The following is a 17,157-nucleotide window of genomic DNA, read 5'->3' as shown; positions in this document are numbered from 1 at the left end:
ACACACAATTAGATCACCGAAAGTCCCATGACATCAACAACAAACCGTCAGTTTTCCTTCAAAGCCTCCTGGAGTCTCAAAATCGTCGGGGCTATACTCATTATTTCGGCCCTGGTTGATTATCTGGTGTTGTTATTCCCCCTCAATCTGACCGATCGCAACTGGCTGATCCAGACGGCCAGCAGCCTGGTTGATCGGGGGGTGGTCCCCCTGGTGGGGATGGCGCTGATTTTGATCGGGTATTGGATGGACAGCGTCCTGGCCGGCGCCGGCAAGTCCGGGAAATCTCCCGTCGCCGACCTGCGGTTTTGGGTCGCCATCCTCGCCAGCTTGCTGGGGTTAATGTACCTGTTGCTGTTTCCGCTGCACCTCAACAACACCCGTCTGGCGCGGCGGGATGCCCTGGCTCAAATCAACCAGCAGGCGACCCAGGCCGAAACGGAATTGGAGACCCAGTTGGGCAGCGCCCAATTTCAACAGCAGGTGGAACAGCGCAAAACCCAACTCCGCACCCAACTCGGCAGCCTCCTGCAAAACGAAGACCAGTTGAACCAGGCGATCGAAGAAGGAAACGTCCCCCAGCCAATTCAAGACCTTCTGGAACAGGCGAAGACCGATCCTGGCGTCCTCGACGATTTTTTGGAACAGCAGGCCGATTCCCTCCCCACCCAGTTGCTCACCCAAATTCGCGAACGCAAGGCGCAACTCGAACAGCAGGCGAGACGGCAGTCGCTCAAATCCAGCCTCCAGACCGGAATCAACAGCTTGCTGCTGGCGATCGGTTATATCACCGTGGGTTGGACGGGTTTGAAAGGGTTGGGCCTGACGAATAAGAGCCGCCGCAAGCCGTCGTCTCCGTCGTCGGCGAGTTGATCCCCGAGGCAGTGCGGACGCCGGCGATCGCGAACGGGACACTTCCGATCCCCGGAGGCGGGGCATCTACCGCCGGCGCGAACCCGAAGCGAGCCGTCGGACATCCCGGATCTCCAGAGTTCCGGTCTCCACCTCCGGGGATAGCCCCCCGCGCGAAACACTGCCTTTTTTTCCCACACCTGCATCACTGATCGCGATACGATGTTTTCAATTTATATCTTGACTTACAACGACGAGATCGACATTGCGGCCTGCATCGAGTCGGCCCTCCAATGCGACGATATCATTGTGGTGGACTCCTTCAGCAGCGATCGCACCGTCGAGATCGCCGAACGCTACCCCGTGCGGGTCCTCCGACACGAGTTTGAAAGCCACGGCCGCCAGCGCACCTGGATGCTGCGGAACGTCCCCGCCAAACATGAATGGGTCTACATCCTCGAATCCGACGAGCGCATGACCCCGGAACTGTTCGCCGAGTGCGATCGCGCCAAGGACAACACCGACGGCAACATCGGCTTCTACGTCGCCGAACGGGTCATGTTCATGGGCCGCTGGATTCGCCGCAGCACCCAATACCCCCGCTACCAGATGCGCCTGTTCCACAAGGAGAAAGTCTGGTTCGACGACTACGGCCACACCGAGCGGGAAGTCTGCGAAGGCCCCACCGGCTTCCTGAAAGAAACCTACCCCCACTACACCTCCAGCAAGGGTATGAGTCGCTGGCTCGACAAGCACAACCGCTACTCCACCGACGAAGCCTATGAAACCGTCAGGCAGTTGCGATCGGGGACGGTGGACTGGAAGAACTTGTTTTTCGGGAAGACGGAAGTCGAACGGCGGCACGCCCTCAAAGATCTGTCCCTGCGGATGCCGTTTCGCCCCCTGATCCGGTTTTTGTATATGTACATCCTGCTCGGCGGCTTCCTCGACGGCTCCGCTGGCTTCGCCTGGTGTACCCTGCAAGCCTTCTACGAGTACCTGATCTTGATCAAAGTTTGGGAGATCGAGAATCTGCCCGCCCCGAAACTCGATCCGGATGGCGAACCCAAGGGGGCGATCGCAGAGGCGACCCCGGCCGACCTCCCCCAATTTTGAGAATCGGGCCGTCCCACAGGGTGCATTTGTAACAAATTTAATCAAGAAACGCTACGAAATATATCGGATTGCAAAGAATCGATCGATTCCCTTTACCCTGATGTCCCTTCATTTCGGGGTCATTTAATCCCGGGGTGCGGCGGACTCCGGGATGTTTGCGTACCCCATCCCCTGCTACCATGTCATCTGTGTTGATGCTCGGACCGATCGACAGCTCCGGCGTGATGGTCTCCAATGTCAATTATGGTTAGCGCGGGTATTTGAAGTATGCATCTGAGTGAAATTACTCATCCAAATCAACTCCACGGTTTGTCTGTCCACGAACTGCAAGAAATTGCCCGACAAATCCGCGAGAAACATTTAGAAACGGTCGCCGCCACGGGGGGACACCTGGGGCCCGGACTGGGCGTGGTGGAACTCACCCTGGGACTCTACCAGACCCTCGACCTGGATCGGGACAAGGTGATCTGGGACGTGGGACACCAGGCCTACCCCCACAAAATGGTGACGGGCCGCTACAACAATTTCGGCACCCTGCGCCAGAAAGACGGCGTGGCGGGCTACCTGAAACGCTGCGAGAGCCGTTTCGACCATTTCGGCGCCGGACACGCCTCCACGAGCATCTCCGCCGCCCTGGGGATGGCGATGGCCCGGGATATGCGGGGCGAAAACTTCAAGGTCGCGGCCGTCATCGGTGACGGTGCAATGACCGGGGGCATGGCTCTGGAAGCCATCAACCACGCCGGCCACCTGCCCCACACCAATATGATGGTGGTCCTCAACGACAACGAGATGTCCATCTCCCCCAACGTCGGCGCCATCCCCCGCTACCTCAATAAAATGCGCCTGAGCCCCCCCGTGCAGTTCCTGAAAGATAACCTGCGGGAACAGTTCAAACAAATTCCCTTCGTCGGCGAGACGTTGAGTCCCGACATGGAGCGCCTCAAAGATGGGATGAAACGTCTGGCGGTGTCGAAAGTCGGGGCGGTGATCGAAGAGTTGGGCTTCACCTACCTCGGCCCGGTGGACGGCCATAATTTGGAGGAGTTGATCGACACCTTCCAGCAGGCCCACGAAATCAAAGGCCCGGTGATGGTCCACGTCTCCACCACCAAGGGCAAGGGTTACGCGATCGCCGAAAAAGATCAGGTCGGCTACCACGCCCAGTCCCCCTTCAACCTCGCCACCGGCAAGGCGATCCCCTCCAACAAACCCAAGCCCCCCGGCTATTCCAAAGTCTTCGCCCAAACCCTGATCAAACTCGCCGAAGACAACCCCAAAATTTTGGGCATCACCGCCGCGATGGCGACGGGGACCGGTCTGGACAAACTTCAGGCCAAACTCCCCCAACAGTACATCGACGTCGGCATCGCCGAACAGCACGCCGTCACCCTCGCCGCCGGACTCGCCTGCGAGGGGATGCGCCCCGTGGTGGCGATCTACTCCACCTTTTTGCAGCGGGCTTACGACCAAATCATCCACGACGTCTGCATCCAAAAGCTGCCCGTGTTCTTCTGTCTCGACCGGGCCGGGATCGTCGGCGCCGACGGCCCCACCCACCAGGGGATGTACGATATCGCCTACCTGCGCTGCCTGCCCAACATGACCATCATGGCGCCGAAGGACGAGGCGGAATTGCAGCGAATGATGGTGACGGGCATCAACCACACCGACGGCCCGATCGCCATGCGCTATCCCCGGGGATCGGGGTTGGGCGTCCCCCTCATGGAAGAGGGCTGGGAACCCCTGCCCATCGGCAAGGGCGAAATCCTCCGCCACGGGGAAGACCTGCTACTGCTGGGGTACGGTTCGATGGTCGCCTCGGCGATGCAGGTGGCCGAAATTCTCGGCGAACACGGCATCGAATCCACGGTGGTCAACGCCCGGTTCGTCAAGCCCCTGGATACGGAACTGATCCTGCCCCTGGCGCGGCAGATCGGCAAGGTCGCCACCCTGGAGGAGGGCTGCGTCATGGGCGGCTTCGGGTCTGCGGTGGCCGAAGCCCTGATGGATCACCAGGTTCTGGTGCCACTGAAGCGGTTCGGCGTCCCCGACAAACTGGTAGACCACGCCAAGCCGGACGAGTCGAAGGCGGATCTGGGCCTGACCAGTTCCCAAATTTCCGAACAGATCCGGGAGGCGTTCTTCAGCAAGCAACCCTCTCCCGTGAGTTGATCGGCGCTACGGAAAGGGGGCGCGATCGCTCCCCCTTTCGAGTTCCCGCTGCCCCACTAAAATAGAATTGGACGCACTCGAGTCCGGATCTCGAACATTCGCCGAGGCGAAGACTACGAATTGATTTGTAGTTGTCGCTTTGGCGATCGTTCGTTGTGCGGGTACTTTTCGATTTCGCGTCCCGGCACTACTCTATTGTGAATTGCGATCGCGATCGCATCGACCGTTAGCCCAACACAGAAGTCAACCTTGTCCATGAATTCAGACGACATCCCAACCCCAGACCGAGACGAACCATTGAATCCCCCGACCGAATCATCACCCCTCGAGTCCGGCGACAATCTCGACGGCCAAGCCGACGAACTGCGACAGGAGATCGCCCGACTCCGGGCGACCAAAGCCAAACTTCAGCAAGAACAGAGCGACCTCTCCCAATCCATCGGCAATTTGGTGTCCGAAACCCTCGGCGAGTTGGAACGGCGACGCCAAGCCCTGCAAGTGGAAGTGGAAAAACTCGAACGCCGCCGCGATCGCATCCAAAAGGAGATGCGGACCACCTTCGCCGGCGTCTCCCAGGATTTGGCGATCCGGGTGCAGGGCTTCAAAGATTACCTCGTCGGCAGCCTCCAAGATCTCGCCGCTACGGCCGAACAGCTCGATTTGATCCCAGAAGCTCAGGACACCCCGGCTCCATCGAGTTCCCCCGCCGCCCCGGTGTCCCCGGAGGAGTCTCCGGACGAGTCCCCCGCGCCCCAATTTACCCCATCGGCTTTTCAAGAACAGACCCAGCAAATCCGCCGTATTATTGACCAATATCGCACGATGCCGGACTATTACGGCCCCCCCTGGCAGTTGCGACGCACCTTTGAACCCATCCACGCCAAACAGGTTTCCAACTGGTTTTTCACCCAAGGGGGACGGGGGGCGATGCGGACGATGGGCTCCCGCCTGCAAAATATTCTGGTGGCCTCGGCGACCGTCTCGGTGCTCAGAACCCTCTACGACGATCGCCTGCGGACGCTGGTTTTGGCAAACAGTCCCGAGCGGCTCGGAGAGTGGCGGCGGGGACTGCAAGATTGTCTGGGCATCGACCGCCGCGACTTCGGCCCCGATCGCGGGGTGGGATTGTTTGAAGACCCGGAATTGTTGGCCCAAAAGGCGGAGCGGTTGACCGGCGGCGGCTGGCTCCCGTTCATCATCATCGACGACGCGGAGGAAAAAATTAGCCTTTCCTTACTTCAGTTTCCCCTCTGGCTGGCCTTCGCTCCCGACCCCCAGGCGGCTCAATCTGCGGCGGACAAATTTTAGTTTTTGGTGAACGGTTGACGGCGGCGGTCGCCGGCGATTTCTCCCCTCCGATCCATCCGGGTCCGGGGGAGATCGTCTAAACTGGGATCGGTGTGGGACTTTGAAGATCGGCGCGGGGATCGAGGAGTTGAGATGAACAGGTCAGAACCTCCCCCGATCGCATCCCCCCACGGGCGATCGCATCCGGCCCGGGAATTATCTTTACAAAAAACGACTTGACAATCGGCTGAATGAGGCCCGATGTTGGATTTAGGATGCGAATCCGATGATCGAACTTTTAAAGGGAATGGGTTAAACATGATTGAGTGGTTCGTCTTGAATGGAGGGCTCTTGGCCGCCGCCTACCTGCTGGGATCGATCCCCACCGGGTACGCCATCGGCCGCTGGTTTTACGGGATCGATATTCGGGAACAGGGATCGGGCTCGACGGGGGCCACCAACGTCCTGAGAACCTGCGGCAAGGGGCCGGCCCTCGCCGTCCTGTTGGTGGATATCTTGAAAGGGGCCGCGGCGATCGCGATGATTTTCGCCGCCTACTCCCTCCCCGCCACCCGCCAGATCGCCCTGGAAGCCGGGATTCAAAATCCCGACGCCCTCGCCTACTGGGTGGCGACTCTTTCCGGCTTGGCGGCGGTGGTGGGCCACACCACATCGCTGTGGATCGGTTTCAAGGGGGGCAAGTCCGTCGCCACCAGTTTGGGGATTTTGTTCGCTCTCAATTGGGTGCTGGCTTTGGCGACGCTAACCGTTTTTGCGGTGGTTTTGGCGAGTTTTCGGATCGTCTCTTTGGGTTCGATCGCCGGCGCGATCGCCATTTCGGCCCTGATGATCGTCACCGGACAACCCCTCCCCTACCAACTGTTCGCCGTGGCGGCGGGTGCCTACGTCATCTGGCGTCACCGCACCAATATCGAGCGGTTGTTGCAGGGGAAAGAACCCCGCATCGGTCAGAAATTGTCGGTGGAAACCCAGTAAAGGCGCGATCGCACTTTGATCGGAAATCGGCATCTCGACTGATTCTCTCAACTCGGACGGCGAATGCTTTTTCTCTGTGTCCTTCGTTCTGATACCGACCAATTCCCACGCCGCAGAGTCGGGGAGTGTCCAATCCTCCCCCATGCGTGGGCGCGGGAGTCGAGAGTCGGGAGTCGGGAGTCGGGAGTCGGGAGTCGGGAGTCGGGAGTCGGGACAACCAAAGCCCTTTCAGAGTTTTCGGGCTTTCTTGGATTCGTTCATACGCGATCGCCATACTGGCGATCTTTTTGTTGTTTAAAAAATAAAAAAATGTTAAAAATTTCGTCGTTTTTGGGAAGAAAGCTTGATTTTTGACTTGACTTCCCGTATTATTTTATATAATTGGAATAGTGACGAAAATAAAATTTGTGCAACCACTCCATTATTCGCAACTTTGTCAAGATTTTACCGCCGATCGCGCCCCCCTGTCAACCCTTCCGCGCCACAAACTTTACAATTCTTATTAAAACGATTTCACCACTTCTCTAAAATTTCGTTCCGCCCCGATCTCATCCCGCCGCGCCTGCTCCCAAAAATCGTACAAATACCGTTTTTCAATCCGGGGAAAAGTCGGGGAGCGATCGCAAAATCGACTGGGGAATGGCATCAGCCAACAGCGGAAATTGACGGACTCCCGATGCCGAATCGGAAATGACAGCGCGGGAGTCTCGCAGCCGGAGCGGATTCTTGACGCGATCGCTCACTGCTATGTTTTTGTTTTGAAAAAATTAAAAAAATATTAAAAATTTCGACTTTTTTTTGAGGGGGGTTGATTTTGGGCTTGACTTCCGGTATTATTTTAGATAATGGGAGTGGTGATTGAAATAAAATTTTTGCGACCACCCCATTATTAAGAACCTTGTCAATATCATACCGCCAGCCGTCGCCCCCTGTCAACCCCTCTTCGCCGAAAAATTTACAATTCTTATTAAAACGATTTCACAAATCGTACAAATACCGTGGGGAAGAGGAACAATTAATTATCAATTATCCATTGTCAATTATCAATTCAATTTAACTTCCCAATTCCCGGGAGCGATCGCGCGCCGCCCGCACCGCCTCAATTAAAGCCGAGCGAAAACCCGCCGCCTCCAATTGAGCGATTCCGGCGATCGTCGTGCCCCCCGGACTGGTGACGCGATCCTTGAGTTCGGCCGGGTGCAGTTCCGTTTCCCGCAGCAGTTGGGCCGTGCCCCAGACGGTACTCAAAGCCAACTTAGCCGCGATCGCCCGAGGCAGTCCCGCCGCCACCCCACCGTCCGTCAGGGCCTCGACCATCACGGCGACGTATCCGGGACCCGAACCCGATAAACCCGTCACCGCATCCATCAAATATTCCGGGACTTCCACCACGTCCCCCACCGCCGACAGAATTTCCGTGGCCCGCTCGACGTGGACGGCTTCCGCCCGTTTTCCGGAGGCCAGGGCGCTCATCCCCGCCCCCACCGTTGCGGGGGTATTGGGCATCACCCGAATCACGGGGCGATCGGGGACAGCCCCCTGCAACGTTTCCAGGGTCGTCCCGGCCAAAATTGACAAGACCAGCGTCTCCGGCGGCACCGCGGCCAAATCCGAAGCGATCGCGCCGAAGATCTGGGGCTTCACGGCCAGCAACACCACCTCAGAAGCCCCTGCAGCCTCGCGATTCTCGGAGGTGAGAGCCACGCCATACTGTTGAGAAAGGGACTCCCGCCGAGCCGGCGAGGGGTCGCTGACGATGACTTCCGAGGGCTGGTACACCTGTCGCGCCAGGAGGCGAGACAGCAGCGCCTCTGCCATCACCCCGCCGCCGATCGCCCCAAATTTAAACCCTGTCATAAATCTTTTCTAAATCGCATTGAACACTCATCGATCAGGAGGAGTGAGGAGTCACAAGTCAGAAGTGAAGAATTTCTCACTTCTGGTATGGAGTGTGGGGAAAGTGAAAAGTGAAATGTTACCTATTCCCTATTTCCTATTCCCTATTCCCTATTCCCTATTCCCTATTCCCTATTGAGCAACCGTGACCGTTTTTGACTCGTACCGCTGAGGGGCTCGCGGCCACCGGTTGCCGAGGTTCCAATTGAAAACAACTACTGGATAGCCTGGATTTTCTCCGGTTGCCAGACGGAACTCGCCGTCGGAGCCATGCGGGGACGGACGCCCGGAACTTCGTTGGCCACGCCGGATTGGGTTCTGACCTGAACGCAACTGGGCGTAAACAGGAAGATGCTCTCCCCGATGCGCTCTTGGTGGCCGTCGAGGGCATAGGTGCCGCCGGCGACAAAATCCACGGCCCGCTGGGCTTGGTCGGGGTCCATCATCGTCAGATTCAAAACGACGGACTTGCGCTCTTTGAGGGCGCGGATGGCGGCGGGCATTTCTTCAAAGGTGCGCGGCTCCATCACCATCACCTCGGAAATCCCGTTGAGCGCTCCTGGCATTCCAATCACGTTATTATTCATTCCGGTTGAACCCACTCCTACTGACTCAGGTGTAAGATTGCTGCCGCCGACGGTGCCGACGGTTCTTTCCCGCCCGCGGCGGGGGCTGCGGCGTTCCTCCTCGGCGACGAGGGGGGCCGCCTGCGGTTGGGGGGCTTGCTGGTACATGGTCTGGTACTGGTCCCCTTCCATTTCATCGTATTCGTAGTCGTACTCAACGGATTCGTTGAGTCCCACGAAATCCCGAAGTTTGCCAAACAGTGTATTCACGGTGTACTCTCCATCGAAACTCCGAACCCCGACCGAACTCTCCTCACGGGTTAGCCCGGAGGGGTTTACTATTCTGAGTTTTTCTGTACTCGGTCATCTTGACAGAAAAAATACGCTCTCGTCTATATCTTTCTCTTACCAAATATACTCTGTCCGGGCCGGATCAGAGTCGCACCCGCTTCTACGGCGAGTAAATAGTCGGCCGACATTCCCATCGACAATTCCCGCATTTGGATGTGATCCCAATTTTGCGACCGGATGCGATCGGCCAATTCTCGGGTGGCCTCGAACACCGATCGCGTCTCGGTTTCGTCCAATCCCTGGGGGGGGATTGTCATCAGACCTTGAATTTTTAGGGCCGTGCAGGCGTCCAATTTCGGCAGGTCGGCCATCAATTCGGGGACAGTCCAACCGTATTTGTTGGGGTCTGGCAAGATTTTCACCTGAAAACAGACGTGCGGCGATCGCGACTGTTCCCGGGCTAGGCGATCAAGCCGCTTGGCGAGTTTCAAACTGTCCACCGAATGAATCCAATCAAAATTGGCGATCGCCCGCGCCGCTTTGTTACTCTGGACGTGGCCGATCAGGTGCCAGGTGATATCCGTGAGATCTCGCAATTGTTCCTGTTTAGCCTCCGCCTCCTGAACCCGATTTTCTCCGAAATCCCGCACCCCGGCGGCGTAGGCGACTCGAATTGCATCGGCGGACACCGTTTTGGTCACGGCGACGAGTCGCACGGAGGGGGGGATGGAAGCGCGAATATTGGCAATTTGTTCGGCGATCGAATCACTCATATCGAAAATCTGTCTGGGGTGGCGTCCGGCATCTCACTAAAAGTCAAAAATTGACGGGAGGGAGAAGCGGTTTGAGAGATTTAGGTCGGACTTGAGAGGACTTGCGGGGCATTTCCAACCGCGATCGCGCACTGATACCAGATCAACGGTTACTGAAACGTGCGGTGGTGGATGGATTGCAGTTTTCGGAGGGCCTCCTCCTGGCCCGTGCGTCGCAACATCCGCAGGCGAATTTCCACCAACAATCTGGCATCCGAGCGACTGATGGGTTCAAACTTCAATCCGGCGGGCGATTGGGTCACTAAAAAAAAGAGGCGCTGGGCGTAAAGGGTCGTAAATAACTCTTGATTATCTTCAACCGGGCAAACTTTGAAAAGTAAGCCGAAGTTGGGATGGTTCATGTAAGTTTCAGTTGTCATTCAACCTCAAAGTCAGCAAATAATCGCTTCAATCAGCTTAATGCAAGGGTCGGCATTGTCGAAAACTGGAGCAGTTGAATGGCGGGAATCCCGCGATCGCCGCATCGCAGAACGCCGGAGACCCGAAACCGCGATCGGTTTCGCGTCGAAGATCCGCCGATATATCTTGACATTCTCCCGGCAACTTTTCAAGTCTGACAAAAGAGAAAGATTTTTCCCGATGCCTCAAGGTTCCCAGCCCCAAATCAAGCGCAATCCCCAAAACAGCGTCAGGCCCGCCAGCGCGATCCAATCCCGCCAGCGGATGCGGAGCTGATGCCACTCGACCCGGTGTCGGTTCGGACTGGTGAACCCCCGCACCTTCATGGCGTTGGAAATTTGCTCGGCCCTCAACAGTAAATTCTCCAGCAGTCGTTCCGCCACCAACAGCCAAATTTGGGTCGCCCGCCGCAGGCCCAATTTTTTCCAATCGATCGCCCGAGTCCGTACCGACCGATACAAATTCTGAATTTCCTCCAATACCAGCGGAAAAAATCGCAGCGAGAGAGTAAGTGTCAGGGCAATTTCCGTCACCGGAATTTTCAGCCACCGCAGCGGCTTCATCAAACTTTCCAATCCCGCCGCAATTTCCTCTGAAGCCGTCGTCAGCAAATACAGATTGGTGCTGTAAACCAAAGTAAACAGCAGCGTACTGATCCGCAACCCCAAATCCAAGGAATAGCGAGTAACGGTCAGGGGACCCTGAACTATGAGGACGTAGCGGTAGGGCGTCGGTTGGGGTAGCGGTGCGGCGTTCTCGGCAGTTTCCCCCAGAGAAAACGCGATCTCGTCCGGCGGCAGGCGGGGTTGGTGTTCCACCGTCAAGCCGTCGGGGAGGATGCAACTGATCGCGAACAGCAACCCGCAGAACATCAGCAGCCAACCCATCTGCCGTTTCCAAACCCGCAGGGGAATTCGCGCCGTCAGCGTAATCAGGATCAGCAGGCCCACCAACCCCAGGCGCCAGAGGGAACTGGCCAGCAGGGGGGCGAGTAAAAAACTCATCAGCCAGACCAACTTGATCCGGGCGTCGAGGCGGTGCAGCCAGGTGATCGGCTGTTCCAGATACAGGCCGATGGGGAGCGATCGCAATAAATCCATAGAAAGATCAGTTCGTCTTCAATTCTCGATTCAGACCCGCGTGGCCCGGTTGGCCGAACCCCGCTCCACTTCCCGCATCGCCTTGCCCCGCCACATCAGCCGGATCGGCGTCCCGGAAAATCCCAGTTGTTGCCGGAACTGGCCTTCCATGTAGCGACGGTAATTGTCCCCGAACCGCTTGGGATCGTTGACAAATAAAACGATCGTCGGCGGTCGGGAACTGACCTGGGTGCCGTAGTAAATTTTTCCCTGGCGTCCCTGGCGGTTCGTGGGGGGGGAGTGCCAGCGTACCGCCTCTTCGATCACTTCGTTGATCACCGCCGTGGACACCCGACGCCGGTGTTCTTGGGCCGCCTGGTCTGTCAGGGCCAAAATTTTGTTCACCCGCTGTCCGGTTTTGGCGCTGACAAATATCATGGACGCCCAGTCGAGGAAATACAACCGCGATCGCAACACCTTCTCAAAATCCAAAATGGTATAAGTATCCTTCTCGATCGCATCCCATTTATTCACCACGATCACACAGGCCCGCCCGTCGTCGGAAATCCGCCCCGCCAGCTTCTGATCCTGGTCCGTCACCCCCTCCTCGGCATCGATGACGAACAACACCACATCCGCCCGACGGATCGCCTTGAACGCCCGGTTGATCCCGAAAAACTCCGCCCCATACTCGACGTGCTTTTTCCGGCGAATTCCCGCCGTATCGATCAAACGGTAAATCTGGCCGTTGCGTTCCACCACCGTATCGATCGCGTCCCGAGTCGTGCCGGAAATGGGGCTGACGATCGCCCGTTCCTGCCCCAAAAACGCATTCAACAGGCTGGATTTGCCCACGTTCGGCCGTCCCACGATCGCCACCCGCAACTCCTCCTCGTCGGAGACCTCGTCGGCGGGGGGCAGGTGTTCCATCAGGGCGTCGAGCAGTTCCCCCGTCCCGCTGCCGTGGATGCTGGAAATCGGAAACGGATTTCCCAACCCCAACTCCCAAAACTGCGCCGCCTGGGTGATGCCGAGGGTGGGAGATTCGCACTTGTTCACCGCCAGCAACACCGGGACCTGGTGTCCCCGCAGCCAACTGGCGATCGCTTCGTCCCCCCCCGTCGGCCCGGTCTGTCCGTCCACGACGAAAATCGCTGTCGTCGCCTCCGCCAAGGCCATCAAAGCCTGTTCGCGGATCAGCGGCAGGAACTCCGTTTCGTCGTCGAACACCAGCCCCCCCGTATCCACCACCACGAACTCCCGATCCTGCCAAAATGCGGGGCGGTAGGTGCGATCGCGGGTGATCCCCGGTTCGTCGTGAACGATCGCGTCCTGGGTAGCCGTGAGACGGTTGACTAAGGTAGACTTCCCCACATTGGGGCGTCCGATAATGGCAACAATGGGTCGAGACATGGAACTGTAGCCCGGTGCGGGCTCCGATAGTGCTAATGTTCTATCTTATCGCTTGCCGGCTTCCGAGTGGGGAGTCGGGAGTCGGGAGTCGGGAATGGGAAGAGGGCGAATCCCATCCACCCCAATTTTTCACTTTTCACTTTTCATTTTTCACTTTCTTACATGGAACGGGTAATTTCGGCGATCGGACTCGTGGTTTTCGTGGGATTGGCTTATCTCTTTTCCGTCGATCGCAAGGCGGTGCGGTGGCGTCCGGTGCTGTGGGGGATCGCCCTGCAAATTTTCTTGGCGATTTTTATATTAAAAATTCCCCTCGGACTGGCCATATTTAAAGCCCTCGGCGATATGGTTACCCAATTCCTAAATTTTTCTGATGCCGGGGCGCAATTCTTATTCGGCGAGGGATTCGAGGAACATTTCATCGCCTTCAAAGTCCTGCCAACTATCATCTTTTTTTCCTCCTTTATAACGATACTGTATCACTACGGAATTTTGCAGAAGGTGGTGGAATGGGTGGCGGTGGTGATGGTGCGGACGATGAAAACTTCCGGTTCGGAAACCCTCTCCTGTTCCGCCAATATTTTCGTCGGCCAGACCGAAGCCCCGCTGTTGATCAAACCCTACATTTCTACGATGACGCGATCGGAACTCCACGCGGTCATGACCGGGGGATTCGCCACCGTCGCCGGGGGCGTTTTGGCCGCTTATATCTCCTTCGGAGTCCCCGCCGAACACCTGATCGCCGCCTCGGTGATGTCTGCCCCCGCCGCCCTCGCCATTTCCAAAGTCTTTTATCCGGAAACCGAAGTTTCCCCCACGGCGGGACAGGTGAAAATCGAAGTCAAACCCACCTCGGCAAATGCGATCGACGCGGCGGCGATCGGCGCGTCGGAGGGGATGAAACTCGCCTTGAATGTGGCGGCGATGCTGATCGCGTTTTTGGGATTATTGGCGTTGGTCAATGGCATTTTGGGATGGGTCGGAACCGGAATCGGGGTGACGCAATTGTCATTAGAATGGATTTTTTCGTTCGTCTTCGCCCCCGTCGCTTGGCTGATGGGCGTGCCGTGGGAGGACTGTCGCCAGGTCGGTATATTACTCGGAAAAAAGACATTTTTAAATGAATTTATCGCCTATTTAGATCTGCAACGACTGATCGAAAATTCCACTTCTCCGGAAGCCGGCCCGACCCTCTCCCCGAGGGCGATTTTGATCTCCACCTACGCTTTGTGCGGCTTTTCCAACATCGGATCGATCGCCGTCCAAATTGGCGGCATCTCCGGCATGGCACCGGAACGGCAACCCGACCTGGCCCGACTGGGCGTCCCGGCGATGGTGGCGGGTTCCCTGGCCTGCTTCATGACCGCCTGCGTGGCCGGGATGTTAAGTTGATTTGGGGACATCTGAAATCTAAAATTAGGGCGCAAGCCAGGGGCCCCTACAATTCACACACTCCCAACTCTGCTTTTGATACAATAAACGGTGCGATCGCCCGTAAAATTGGGATTGAGACAGATTGGAGGTATCAGATGAGTTTGAATGTGGTGACGCTCGTGGGACGGGTGGGCAGCGATCCGGACGTGAAATATTTTGAGTCGGGGACGGTGAAATGTCGGTTGAGTTTAGCCGTCGATCGCCGGAGTCGCAACAGCGATAAACCCGACTGGTTCAATCTGGAGATGTGGGGCAAGACGGCTGAAATTGCCTCCAATTACGTCCGCAAGGGACGTTTGGTCGGGGTGAAAGGGCAATTGAAAATTGATACTTGGTCCGATCGCAATACCGGGGCGGAACGTTCGAGTCCGGTGATTGTCGTCGATGACCTGCAAATGTTGGGATCGCGTCGGGACAATGAAGCGGGTGATGTCCCCGACAATTACGATGAATTTTAGTGCGATTCATCTAATCCGCACCTATGCATGAAACGTTGTACGCCAAATATTCAGTCTCGTGAGTTCACCAGAATTAGATCGGATCTTGACCGAATTCCAATCCGGAAAAATTGCATTCGAGCAAGGGCGATACCGCCAGTCGGTACGACATTTGGAAACGGCCCGCGATCGCGTGGAAACGGCTTCCCGGCTGGGGGGGGAGGTGCAACTTTGGCTGGCGACGGCCTACGACGCGGCGGGCGATCGGCAAGATGCGATCGCCCTGTGCCGCTCCCTGAAGTTCCACCCGAGTTGGGAAACCCGAAAACAGTCCCGCCGCCTCCTGGAAATTCTGGAGGCCCCCAAACTCAGCCCGGACTCGGAAGGACTCGTCGAAATTCCCGACCTGAGCGATATCGACACCGACGGCAAGAACTTTGCGGTGGCCAGCGCCAAGTCGGGGGGCGCTTCGACATCCCGCTCCCAAACCCAAAAAATGGAAGAGGAACCGCTCGATCTGAGCCAAGTGAACACCAAGGACAATCAATTTCTGTGGGTTGCCCTCATTGCCCTCGGACTGGCCGTGAGCAGTTTATTCCTATTCGCTTCGGGCTGAAGTGAGAACGGTTCGGGTGTGGCAAAGGATGAATCGCTCATAATATATAAATAGTATGGAATTTGATAATCCAGACCTCGAAACGATAAAGCGCCAGTTGATGAGTAGCAAACGACCCAAAAAACCGAAAATGCTGGTGGTAGATGACGAGCCAGACAATCTGGATTTGCTTTACCGCACATTTCGGCGCGATTTTAGCGTTTTTAAAGCTGAGAGTGGAAAGCGAGCCCTGGAGATCTTGGCGGCGGAGGGGGAGGTGGCGGTGATCATCTCCGACCAGCGGATGCCCGAAATGAAGGGGACGGAGTTTCTCAGCAAAACCGTGCCGCAGTTCCCGAATACGGTTCGGATCATTTTGACGGGGTTCACCGACATCGAAGACTTGGTGGACGCGATCAATTCCGGCCAGGTCTACAAGTACATCACGAAGCCCTGGGACCCGAACGAACTGAAAACCGTCGTCCAGCGGGCTGCGGAAACTTACGAACTCCTCAAGCAGCGGACTGAGGAACTGCAGCGGGCCCAAAAGCAAACCCGACTGCTGGCGACCATCATGGATCTGGCGCTGAAGGCGGAGGCGTTGGAAGAGACGTTGAGGGCGATCGCGAGTTCCGTCGGAGAAGATCTGGGGGCCGATGCGGTGGTTCTGCAACCGATGGTGGCGGACAACCCGGACTCCCCCGCCGCCGGATACGGCATCGTCACGGACGCCGACACTTGGCTGAAGGACGATCCCCTGGTCGGAGAAGCGATCGCCGCCCGCACCCTACAGTGCGAAGTCAACATTCCAGCCAACTCCGACCTGGCCGAGTGCGATCGCTACAAAACCGCCGACATCCAGGCCCACCTCTGTTCCCCCATCCTCGACCGCGAGGGGATCGTGGGCCTGCTGTCTCTTCAGTGGCAAAAACCCTGCCAACTGTCCCCGGACGACCTGGATACAGTTCACCTCGTCACCCAGGAAATGGCGCTGGTGTTCTCTCACCTGCACCGACTCCAATAATTATGGTTCAAGACAAGGGAGAAATCGAAGTCGGAAACTCCGAACAGGTCCGGGATCTGTTCGACCGCATCGCCCCGGTTTATGATCGCATGAACGACTGGCTGAGTCTGGGTTCTCACCGGATCTGGAAACAAATGGCCGTCAAGTGGAGCGGCGCGAGTTCCGGCGATCGGGGTTTGGATCTGTGCTGCGGCAGCGGCGACCTGACGCGACTGTTGGCCCAGGCGATCGGCCGTTCCGGAGAGGCGGTCGGGGTGGACTTTTCCGGCCGACTGCTGGCCGTGGCCCGCGATCGCAAACCCCCCTTCACCATCCCCACAGCCCCCATCACCTGGGTGGAGGCGGACGTCCTCGACCTGCCCTTCCCCGACGACAGCTTCGACTGCGCCACGATGGGTTACGGCCTGCGAAATGTGGCGGACATCCCCCGCAGCCTCGCCGAACTCCGCCGCGTCCTCAAACCCGGCGCCGCCGCGGCCATTTTGGACTTCCACCGCCCCGGACAAACTGGATGGCAGCAGTTCCAACGGTGGTATCTCGATGACGTCGTCGTCCCCGTCGCCCGCTCCTTCGGATTCCGAGACGAGTACGCCTACCTCAACCCCAGCTTGGAAAAATTCCCCACCGGTCCCGAACAGGTCGCGATCGCCCGAAACGCCGGTTTCCCCGAGGCTAAACACTATACCATCGCGGGCGGTATGATGGGAGTATTGGTCGTCACCAAATCCCGTCCGTAGCGCGATCGCCGCGCCGCAGGTCTCTGA

The 17,157-nt window shown here is 57.5% G+C and carries 17 protein-coding genes; 10 read left to right on the top strand and 7 right to left on the bottom strand.

The genetic code is table 11. From position 1 onward, the window contains the following. The first annotated feature begins 27 nt into the window (after positions 1-27). The 5 genes from hpsJ-B to plsY all read left to right on the top strand — a co-directional run bounded on the left by hpsJ-B (position 28) and on the right by plsY (position 6,426). Positions 28-873 carry a hormogonium polysaccharide biosynthesis protein HpsJ gene (hpsJ-B, locus tag AC0QHF_RS26455; protein WP_324707269.1) on the top strand — a complete coding sequence of 282 codons (846 nt, stop codon included), beginning with the start codon at positions 28-30 and terminating at the stop codon, positions 871-873. Positions 874-1,074: 201 nt separating this feature from the next. Beyond that, the gene (locus AC0QHF_RS26450; protein ID WP_324707268.1) at positions 1,075-1,968 is read left to right on the top strand and encodes a glycosyltransferase family 2 protein; all 894 of its coding nucleotides are present in this window, start codon (positions 1,075-1,077) and stop codon (positions 1,966-1,968) included. Positions 1,969-2,235: 267 nt separating this feature from the next. After that, on the top strand, positions 2,236-4,143 hold the full coding sequence (gene dxs, locus AC0QHF_RS26445; protein ID WP_324707267.1) for a 1-deoxy-D-xylulose-5-phosphate synthase: 1,908 nt from the start codon (positions 2,236-2,238) through the stop codon (positions 4,141-4,143). A 297-nt stretch (positions 4,144-4,440) separates the two neighbouring features. Continuing rightward, on the top strand, positions 4,441-5,451 hold the full coding sequence (locus AC0QHF_RS26440) for a DUF3086 domain-containing protein (RefSeq protein ID WP_375341468.1): 1,011 nt from the start codon (positions 4,441-4,443) through the stop codon (positions 5,449-5,451). 297 nt (positions 5,452-5,748) lie between these two features. Further along, positions 5,749-6,426 (top strand): glycerol-3-phosphate 1-O-acyltransferase PlsY, encoded by a 678-nt coding sequence (plsY, locus tag AC0QHF_RS26435; RefSeq protein ID WP_324707266.1) that lies wholly within the window; start codon positions 5,749-5,751, stop codon positions 6,424-6,426. A 593-nt stretch (positions 6,427-7,019) separates the two neighbouring features. On the opposite strand, the gene AC0QHF_RS26430 is transcribed toward plsY, so the two are convergent. The 7 genes from AC0QHF_RS26430 to der form a co-directional block, all read right to left on the bottom strand. Continuing rightward, positions 7,020-7,169: a hypothetical protein gene (locus AC0QHF_RS26430; RefSeq protein WP_324707265.1), complete on the bottom strand. Its 150-nt coding sequence runs from the start codon at positions 7,167-7,169 to the stop codon at positions 7,020-7,022. A 310-nt stretch (positions 7,170-7,479) separates the two neighbouring features. Further along, positions 7,480-8,283 (bottom strand): pyrroline-5-carboxylate reductase, encoded by an 804-nt coding sequence (gene proC / locus AC0QHF_RS26425; RefSeq protein WP_324707264.1) that lies wholly within the window; start codon positions 8,281-8,283, stop codon positions 7,480-7,482. Positions 8,284-8,537: 254 nt separating this feature from the next. Next, a complete protein-coding gene (locus tag AC0QHF_RS26420; protein ID WP_324707263.1) occupies positions 8,538-9,158 on the bottom strand; it encodes a cell division protein SepF in 621 nt (206 codons plus the stop codon). 122 nt (positions 9,159-9,280) lie between these two features. Next, the gene (locus AC0QHF_RS26415; RefSeq protein WP_324707262.1) at positions 9,281-9,952 is read right to left on the bottom strand and encodes a YggS family pyridoxal phosphate-dependent enzyme; all 672 of its coding nucleotides are present in this window, start codon (positions 9,950-9,952) and stop codon (positions 9,281-9,283) included. Positions 9,953-10,101: 149 nt separating this feature from the next. After that, entirely contained in the window at positions 10,102-10,371 is a 270-nt protein-coding gene (gene pipX, locus AC0QHF_RS26410; protein WP_324707261.1) for a transcriptional coactivator PipX, read from the bottom strand. 225 nt (positions 10,372-10,596) lie between these two features. Next, positions 10,597-11,511: an energy-coupling factor transporter transmembrane component T family protein gene (locus tag AC0QHF_RS26405; RefSeq protein WP_324707260.1), complete on the bottom strand. Its 915-nt coding sequence runs from the start codon at positions 11,509-11,511 to the stop codon at positions 10,597-10,599. A 30-nt stretch (positions 11,512-11,541) separates the two neighbouring features. Beyond that, a complete protein-coding gene (gene der, locus AC0QHF_RS26400) occupies positions 11,542-12,903 on the bottom strand; it encodes a ribosome biogenesis GTPase Der (RefSeq protein ID WP_324707259.1) in 1,362 nt (453 codons plus the stop codon). A 162-nt stretch (positions 12,904-13,065) separates the two neighbouring features. On the opposite strand from der, the gene AC0QHF_RS26395 reads away from it, so the two are divergent. From AC0QHF_RS26395 to ubiE, 5 genes are all read left to right on the top strand, one after another. Continuing rightward, positions 13,066-14,295 carry a NupC/NupG family nucleoside CNT transporter gene (locus tag AC0QHF_RS26395; protein WP_324707258.1) on the top strand — a complete coding sequence of 410 codons (1,230 nt, stop codon included), beginning with the start codon at positions 13,066-13,068 and terminating at the stop codon, positions 14,293-14,295. A 137-nt stretch (positions 14,296-14,432) separates the two neighbouring features. After that, positions 14,433-14,795 (top strand): single-stranded DNA-binding protein, encoded by a 363-nt coding sequence (locus AC0QHF_RS26390; protein WP_324707257.1) that lies wholly within the window; start codon positions 14,433-14,435, stop codon positions 14,793-14,795. A gap of 58 nt (positions 14,796-14,853) precedes the next feature. Continuing rightward, complete coding sequence (locus AC0QHF_RS26385) at positions 14,854-15,390, top strand: tetratricopeptide repeat protein (protein ID WP_324707256.1); 537 nt, start codon at positions 14,854-14,856, stop codon at positions 15,388-15,390. Positions 15,391-15,445: 55 nt separating this feature from the next. Beyond that, a complete protein-coding gene (locus tag AC0QHF_RS26380; RefSeq protein ID WP_324707255.1) occupies positions 15,446-16,393 on the top strand; it encodes a response regulator in 948 nt (315 codons plus the stop codon). A gap of 2 nt (positions 16,394-16,395) precedes the next feature. Continuing rightward, positions 16,396-17,130 carry a bifunctional demethylmenaquinone methyltransferase/2-methoxy-6-polyprenyl-1,4-benzoquinol methylase UbiE gene (ubiE, locus tag AC0QHF_RS26375; RefSeq protein ID WP_324707254.1) on the top strand — a complete coding sequence of 245 codons (735 nt, stop codon included), beginning with the start codon at positions 16,396-16,398 and terminating at the stop codon, positions 17,128-17,130. Positions 17,131-17,157 lie beyond the last annotated feature (27 nt).

It is taken from the genome of Lyngbya sp. CCY1209 (assembly GCF_055795065.1).
This window is presented reverse-complemented; position numbering and strand designations above follow the sequence as displayed.